At 51.7% G+C, this 6,712-nt stretch carries 7 protein-coding genes; all 7 read left to right on the top strand.

What is annotated here, in order from left to right:
* Positions 1–233: 233 nt before the first annotated feature.
* The gene (locus L691_RS0100260) at positions 234–887 is read left to right on the top strand and encodes a flagellar brake protein (protein WP_025688018.1); all 654 of its coding nucleotides are present in this window, start codon (positions 234–236) and stop codon (positions 885–887) included.
* Positions 888–1,162: 275 nt separating this feature from the next.
* Positions 1,163–1,870, top strand: coding sequence for a (d)CMP kinase (cmk, locus tag L691_RS0100255; protein WP_025688017.1), 708 nt, complete (start codon positions 1,163–1,165; stop codon positions 1,868–1,870).
* On the top strand, positions 1,870–2,457 hold the full coding sequence (locus L691_RS0100250) for a lysophospholipid acyltransferase family protein (RefSeq protein WP_025688016.1): 588 nt from the start codon (positions 1,870–1,872) through the stop codon (positions 2,455–2,457). Before cmk ends, L691_RS0100250 begins: the two co-directional genes overlap by 1 nt.
* Before the next feature lie 139 nt (positions 2,458–2,596).
* Positions 2,597–3,877 carry a 30S ribosomal protein S1 gene (rpsA, locus tag L691_RS0100245; RefSeq protein WP_025688015.1) on the top strand — a complete coding sequence of 427 codons (1,281 nt, stop codon included), beginning with the start codon at positions 2,597–2,599 and terminating at the stop codon, positions 3,875–3,877.
* 143 nt (positions 3,878–4,020) lie between these two features.
* A complete protein-coding gene (gene der, locus L691_RS0100240) occupies positions 4,021–5,343 on the top strand; it encodes a ribosome biogenesis GTPase Der (RefSeq protein WP_025688014.1) in 1,323 nt (440 codons plus the stop codon).
* A gap of 12 nt (positions 5,344–5,355) precedes the next feature.
* Entirely contained in the window at positions 5,356–5,973 is a 618-nt protein-coding gene (plsY, locus tag L691_RS0100235; protein ID WP_025688013.1) for a glycerol-3-phosphate 1-O-acyltransferase PlsY, read from the top strand.
* Positions 5,966–6,712: NAD(P)H-dependent glycerol-3-phosphate dehydrogenase (locus L691_RS0100230; protein ID WP_025688012.1), on the top strand; the 747-nt coding region annotated here is incomplete at its 3' end. The genes plsY and L691_RS0100230, both read left to right, overlap by 8 nt.

The following is a 6,712-nucleotide window of genomic DNA, read 5'->3' as shown; positions in this document are numbered from 1 at the left end:
CCCACTTCATGCGTAAGCTAAGTGGGGGAGAGTTCAAGAGTTTCATTAGATGCCGAATGAAGGCTGTCCGCTTGCGGATGGCCTTTTTCATGTGATAATCGATATGAACCCCGTATCCTTCCCTGAATGGATTGATGCTGAAGCGTCCCCGTAATATTTTCTCACCCAGCCGCCGTATCACATGGTATAATCGCCATTAGAATATCTTACTAATTTCAATGGCGGTGACATGTTTGTATCCCAAAATTAACGACCAACTGTTCATCCAGGTAGCATCCAGCGACGCCTCCGAACTGGAAATCGAATACCGCTCCAGAATAGCTGAACTGGAAGATGAAGCATTTCTAATAGAAATTCCGATGCAGGAAAGCAGCGGGCGGCTTAAGAAACTGCATATCGGGGATGAGCTGTCGGTTTATTTTATGAGCGAGGGCGGAATCAAAAATTATTTCTATACGTATGTGCTCGGTTTCAAGGAAGACGTCATCCGAATGGTGCGTGTGCACAAGCCGGCGAAGGATGAGATTATGAAAATACAAAGACGAAGCTTCCTGCGTGTCAACGCAGAGCTGGAGCTGGCTGTCAGAACAGCAGCGGGCATTCGCTTTCTGGTTCGGACTGAAGATATCGGCGGCGGCGGAACTTCATTCTGGACGGATGTAAGCGTTCCGCTTGAAGTGGGTGATCAGCTGGAGTGCTGGCTTCTTATCCCTTACCGTAACGGATCGAACGAACATGCTTACTTTGAAGCCGAGGTAGTGCGGATGAAGGAGCTCGATAACGGGCGGAGTGTGGCCATGCTTAAGTTCGTAAACATCTTGGACGGCGAACGTCAGAAAATCATCCGCTTCTGCTTCGAGCGGCAGTTTGATTTCCGCAACCGGTAAAGCGAGTCTGGCAATTGTTTCACGCGGGATTCGTGCAAAGAGTTCTAAAATACACTGAATTTTGCTTACATTTCCCGATTTGTTCGCTGTATTTTGAGTCTATGCGATTTTGCACTGCTGTACAAACTGTGGTATAATTTTATAAGTCGCAGGCAATGCCTGCTTTTTTCTTGAAGATATCAGAAAGTATGAATTTTTGTTCGTGCTTTCCGGTATGTCAAGTGGATCAACCGCCAAGCGCGGTCTTGGCATTATGCCTGAGGAGGAATGCCCCTTTGGTTAGGCAGGGGACACATATCGTTGACAAAATTAACGTCGCTATCGACGGACCTGCCGGGGCAGGCAAGAGTACAGTAGCCCGAATGGTAGCACAAAAGCTTTCTTACATTTATGTCGATACGGGAGCCATGTACCGGGCGGTGACCTGGTATATGATCCGCAAAGACATTATGCCGGAAGATCATGATAACGTGCTTCAAACAGTACGAAATATGGTGATTGAATTAATACCCGGGGAAGATGTGCAGAAAGTGATAATCAACGGGGAAGACGCGACTCCCCATATCCGCAGTCTGCAGGTCAGCGGCATGGTATCGCAGTATGCCAAGATTGAGTCCATCCGAACAAGGCTGAGTCAGCTGCAGCGCGAGATGGCGATTGGCAAAGGGGTCGTAATGGACGGCCGCGATATCGGCACAACCGTACTGCCGGACGCCGAAGTGAAAATTTTCATGACGGCAAGCGTGGAGGAGCGGGCGCTCCGCCGCTACAAGGAGCTGAAAGATGCGGAACAGGTGACTCTGGAGCAGCTTGAGAACGATATTGCACAGCGCGACCTTCTTGATCAGAGTCGGGAAATTTCGCCGCTGCGGCGCGCGGATGACAGCATTCTGCTCGATACGACGTCGATGGATATCGCACAGGTTGTGGAGACCATCGTGTCCCACTGCAGATCTTATGCCCGCGGGGAGAGAAATCATTAATGATTTATGTCATTTGCCGAGGATTGCTTCGCTTGATTTATTCCGTTCTGTTTCCGCTAAAGACGGTGGGAATGGAAAATATCCCGAAAGAGGGCGGAGTGCTGCTATGCGGCAACCACATCAGCAACCTTGATCCCATGACAATGGGCATCAAGCTGGAGCGCAAAGTGAACTATATGGCCAAGGCGGAGCTGTTCAATGTTCCGGTTCTCGGTCCGCTGGTTAGACAGCTTGGCGCTTTTCCGGTTAAACGCGGCGGTGTAAGCAAAGAATCCATTAAAACGGCACTTAATTTGCTCCGGAGCGGGCAGGTAATGGGCATTTTCCCGGAAGGGACGCGGAACAGCGATGCTGGAATTGCCAAAAAGGGAGCGGCAACCTTTGCTCTCCGCAGCGGCGCGGCAGTAGTTCCAGCGGCGATAATCGGCCACTACAAGCCTTTTCGCCGGATGGTCGTCGTTTACGGCGCTCCGATTGATCTGAGCGAATATGCCGCAGGCGGCAGCGATTCGGCTGAAGCGGTTACCGATCTTATCATGGCCCGGATTCGCGAGATGCTGGAAACCGGCAAGCCAAGCGGGAAATAAAACGGCATAGCCGTTATTATTTGGAACATAATAGGATAAGTAACATCTATAGCGGGGCATTTGTTAAAGATGTATGTTTTGAACTCTGCTCTAGTGCGGGTTTAAATAAATGGGGTTTTGAATCGAGGAGGGTAATCACATGTCTGAAGAAATAAGAAATCAGGAAGCTGCGGAGAACAACGAATCCGTAGAGGCGGTAGATTCCGCTGCTAGCAATCAAGAGGAAATCGCAAGCCAGGATGCGCTGGAGCAAATCATTTCCTTGAAAAAAGGCGACACCGTGAAAGGAACGATCGTCAAAATCGAAGATAACCAAGCTTATGTGAGCATTGGATATAAATATGACGGCGTCATTCCGATTCGCGAATTGTCTTCCGTTCAACTCGACAATGCCGCTTCGGCTGTTGAAGTCGGACAAGAAGTGGAGTGCAAGGTTGTCAGCATCAACGACAACAAGGAAAGCCTTGTTCTTTCCAAACGCGCAGTGGACAGTGAGAAATCTTGGGACGACCTGGAGAAGTACTACAATTCTCAAGAGTCTTTCGAAGTCACCGTAGCCGACGTTGTCAAAGGCGGCTTGGTTGCCGACGTGGGTGCGCGCGGATTTATCCCTGCTTCCATGGTTGAGCGTCATTTCGTTGAAGATTTCAGCGATTACAAAGGACGTACGCTTCGCGTAAAAGTGAAAGAGCTTGACCGTGAGAACGGAAAGGTTATTCTCTCCGCGAAGGAAGTGCTCGAAGAGGAGTTCGAAGCTAACAAGCAAAGAATTATGGCTGAGCTTACCGAAGGCGAAATCATCGAAGGTACGGTACAGCGTCTGACCCAATTCGGCGCGTTTGTCGATGTGGGCGGCGTTGATGGACTCGTTCACGTCTCCGAAATTGCTTGGAGTCATGTCGACAAGCCTTCCGATGTCATTTCCGAAGGCGACAAGGTACGCGTGAAAGTACTGAAAGTCGATCCGGAAAAAGGTAAAATCAGCTTAAGCATCAAAGCGGCAACGCCTGGTCCTTGGGATACGGCTTCCGATAAAATCCATATCGGCGATGTGGTAACAGGCGAAGTAAAACGTCTTGTCAACTTCGGCGCGTTCGTTGAGCTTTTCCCTGGCGTAGAGGGTCTTGTGCATATCTCGCAAATTTCCCATAAGCATATCGGCACACCGCATGAAGTGCTTAAAGAAGGACAGGAAGTTCAAGTGAAGGTACTGGATTTCAACCCATCCGAGAAACGCGTCTCCTTAAGCATTAAGGAAACGGAAGAAGCTCCGGCGCCTGCTGCCAAGCCGGAAAGAAGCAGAGACCGTGCTCCTAAAGAAGTGCTCGACAACCCCAATGTTTCGCTTAGCAACCAAGGACTCAGCTTTACGCTGGCCGAACGTTTCGGCGACAAGCTGGACAAATTCAAGGGGAAATAATTCCTTATTTTGTCTAACATAATGGGTATACTTATCGGCGAACCCTTTTATATGAGGGTTCGCCGATTGTGTTTTTAGGCGTTAGCCAAGAGAAGGCTTTTTTGCTATGATGGGAAACGTAAGGCAGACAGGAGGAATGAACCATGGCAAGACCCGTTGTGGCCATCGTAGGAAGGCCCAATGTAGGGAAATCAACGATTTTTAACCGGTTGATCGGTGACCGGCTGGCTATTGTAGAGGATAAACCCGGAATCACCCGCGACCGGATATATGGGGTATCGGAATGGAACGGCAAGGCGTTCAGCGTAATTGATACGGGCGGTATCGAGATCGATGGTGAGGATATGATTCTGAAATCCATCCGTATTCAGGCAGAGCTGGCGATCGAGGAAGCGGATTTAATCGTATTTATGTGTGAAGCGAAGAGCGGACTGACCAATGCGGATGAAGAAGTGGCTCAGCTGCTGTTCCGGTCAGGCAAGCCGGTCGTACTCGCAATCAACAAAGTGGACAATATGAAGCGGGCTGAGGATATCTATGAGTTCTACAGCCTGGGTTTCGGAGATCCGATCGGTATCTCCGGCAGCCACGGCACGGGAATCGGTGACCTGCTGGATGAGGTTACAGAGCGGCTTCCGGAGCCGCAGGACGAGGAATATGACGAGGATGTGATCCGCGTTGCGTTGATCGGCCGTCCAAATGTGGGCAAATCGTCTTTGGTCAATGCGATTCTCGGGGAGGAACGCGTTATTGTCAGCGATGTTGCGGGAACGACCCGCGATGCAATCGATACGCCGTTTGAACGTGACGGACAGCGCTATGTGCTGATCGATACCGCCGGTATGCGCAAGCGCGGCAAAGTGTATGAAACGACGGAGAAATACAGCGTCATGCGCGCCATGCGAGCCATTGAACGAGCGGATGTCGTGCTCGTCGTTATTAACGGCGAAGAGGGCATCATTGACCAGGATAAGCATATCGCCGGTTATGCGCATGATGCCGGCAAGGCATCGATGTTCGTGGTCAATAAGTGGGATGTTGTCGAGAAGGACGATAAGACGATGCAGCACTTCGAGAACAAGATCCGCGACCATTTCTTGTTCATGACTTATGCGCCCATTGTCTTTCTGTCCGCGCTGACGAAACAGCGCCTGCATAAGCTGCTGCCTATTGTGCAGCATGTCGCACAGCAGCATTCTCTGCGCATCGCTACACATCTTCTCAACGATGTTGTCTCGGATGCCGTCGCGATCAATCCGCCGCCGACCGATAAGGGACGCCGTCTGCGTATCAATTATGTGACTCAGGTGGCCGTGAAGCCGCCGACGATTGTGGTGTTCGTCAACGATCCTTCGCTGATGCACTTCTCCTATGAACGTTACCTGGAGAATAAAATCCGCGGTGCGTTTGATTTTGAGGGGACGCCAATCCGAATCTTTACACGGCGCAAATCCGACGATGAATAGGGGAGAAGAAGCGTGGCGTTTGAAATCGTAGTAATTGTTATTAGTTACTTGCTTGGCTCCATCAGCTTTAGCGTGCTGCTGGCAAGGCTGATTAAGGGCATTGATATCCGCCATTACGGCAGCGGCAACGCGGGAGCTACAAATACGCTGCGGGTTCTTGGAACAGGACCCGCCATACTGGTGCTTGCTCTGGACGTGCTTAAAGGCATTGCCGCCGTTTGGCTCGGGGTATGGGCGGGCGGATGGGGAGGCTGGGTCTCCGCCGCCTGCGGTATCGCGGCGATTATCGGGCACAACTGGCCGCTTTACTTTCATTTCAAAGGCGGGAAAGGCATCGCGACGACGATTGGCGTCATGGCGACACTAGCCTTTTTCCCCGCGCTTTATGCCGGAATAATCGCCATTCTGTCCATCGTTGTCACCCGTTACGTCTCGCTCGGGTCCCTTTTGTACGTTGCATTGACGCCGGTGTTCCTGCTGTTCACCGGGTTTACATATCCGGTGCTGTGGACCAGCCTGATCATCGCTGTCTTTGCATTCTGGCGGCACCGGACGAATATAATTAAAATTGCGCAGCGGCGCGAGAACAAAATCGGCTCCAAATCCAAAGGAGGGAAGCGCGTTGTCTGACAAAGTCGCCGTACTCGTCGCGGGCAGTTGGGGAACAGCGCTGGCAAGCGTTCTGGCGGCGAACCATCCGGAGGTCTATCTATGGACGCGGAACGCATCCCAGTCGGAGGAGATCAACGCCAAGCATACGAACGAGCGTTATTTGCCGGGAGCAGTTCTTCCCGAGAACATTATCGCGACAACCGATATGGCAGAGGCTGTGACGGATGCCAAAGCGGTCGTCATCGTGGCTCCTTCATCGGGCATGCGTCAGGTCGCCCGCAGTTTGAAGACTCTCTGGAAGGAAGAGATGCTCTGCGTCCATGCGACCAAAGGCTTTGAGACAGAGAGCATGAAACGGATGTCCACGGTTATATCGGAGGAGCTTGGCTGTGATGAAGACCGTATCGTTGTCCTCTCCGGTCCGAGCCATGCGGAAGAAGTTGTCCGCCATTGTCCGACAACGGTCGTCGTCGCATCGCTGGATGAGAAAGCCGCGATACGGGCTCAGGATTTGTTCATGAACAATGACTTCCGTGTATACACAAATCGCGATATGCTTGGCGTGGAGTTGGCCGGAGCGCTCAAGAACATCATTGCGCTCGGCGCGGGAATGTCCGACGGCCTTGGATACGGCGATAACGCCAAGGCGGCGCTGATTACCCGGGGCATCGCGGAAATCTCCCGCGTAGGTGTAGAGCTTGGGGCGAACCCTCTGACATTCGCCGGTCTCGCCGGAATCGGCGACTTGGTCGTAACG

Origin of the sequence: Paenibacillus zanthoxyli JH29 (assembly GCF_000520715.1) — a bacterium.
Classification (GTDB): Bacteria; Bacillota; Bacilli; order Paenibacillales; family Paenibacillaceae; genus Paenibacillus_AQ; species Paenibacillus_AQ zanthoxyli.
This window is presented reverse-complemented; position numbering and strand designations above follow the sequence as displayed.

What these genes read in the sequence shown, in the direction of transcription:
- rpsA (WP_025688015.1), top strand. Translation starts at nt 2,597, where the DNA reads ATGTCTGAAGAAATAAGAAATCAGGAAGCTGCGGAGAACAACGAATCC.
- der (WP_025688014.1), top strand. Translation starts at nt 4,021, where the DNA reads ATGGCAAGACCCGTTGTGGCCATCGTAGGAAGGCCCAATGTAGGGAAA.
- L691_RS0100250 (WP_025688016.1), top strand. Translation starts at nt 1,870, where the DNA reads ATGATTTATGTCATTTGCCGAGGATTGCTTCGCTTGATTTATTCCGTT.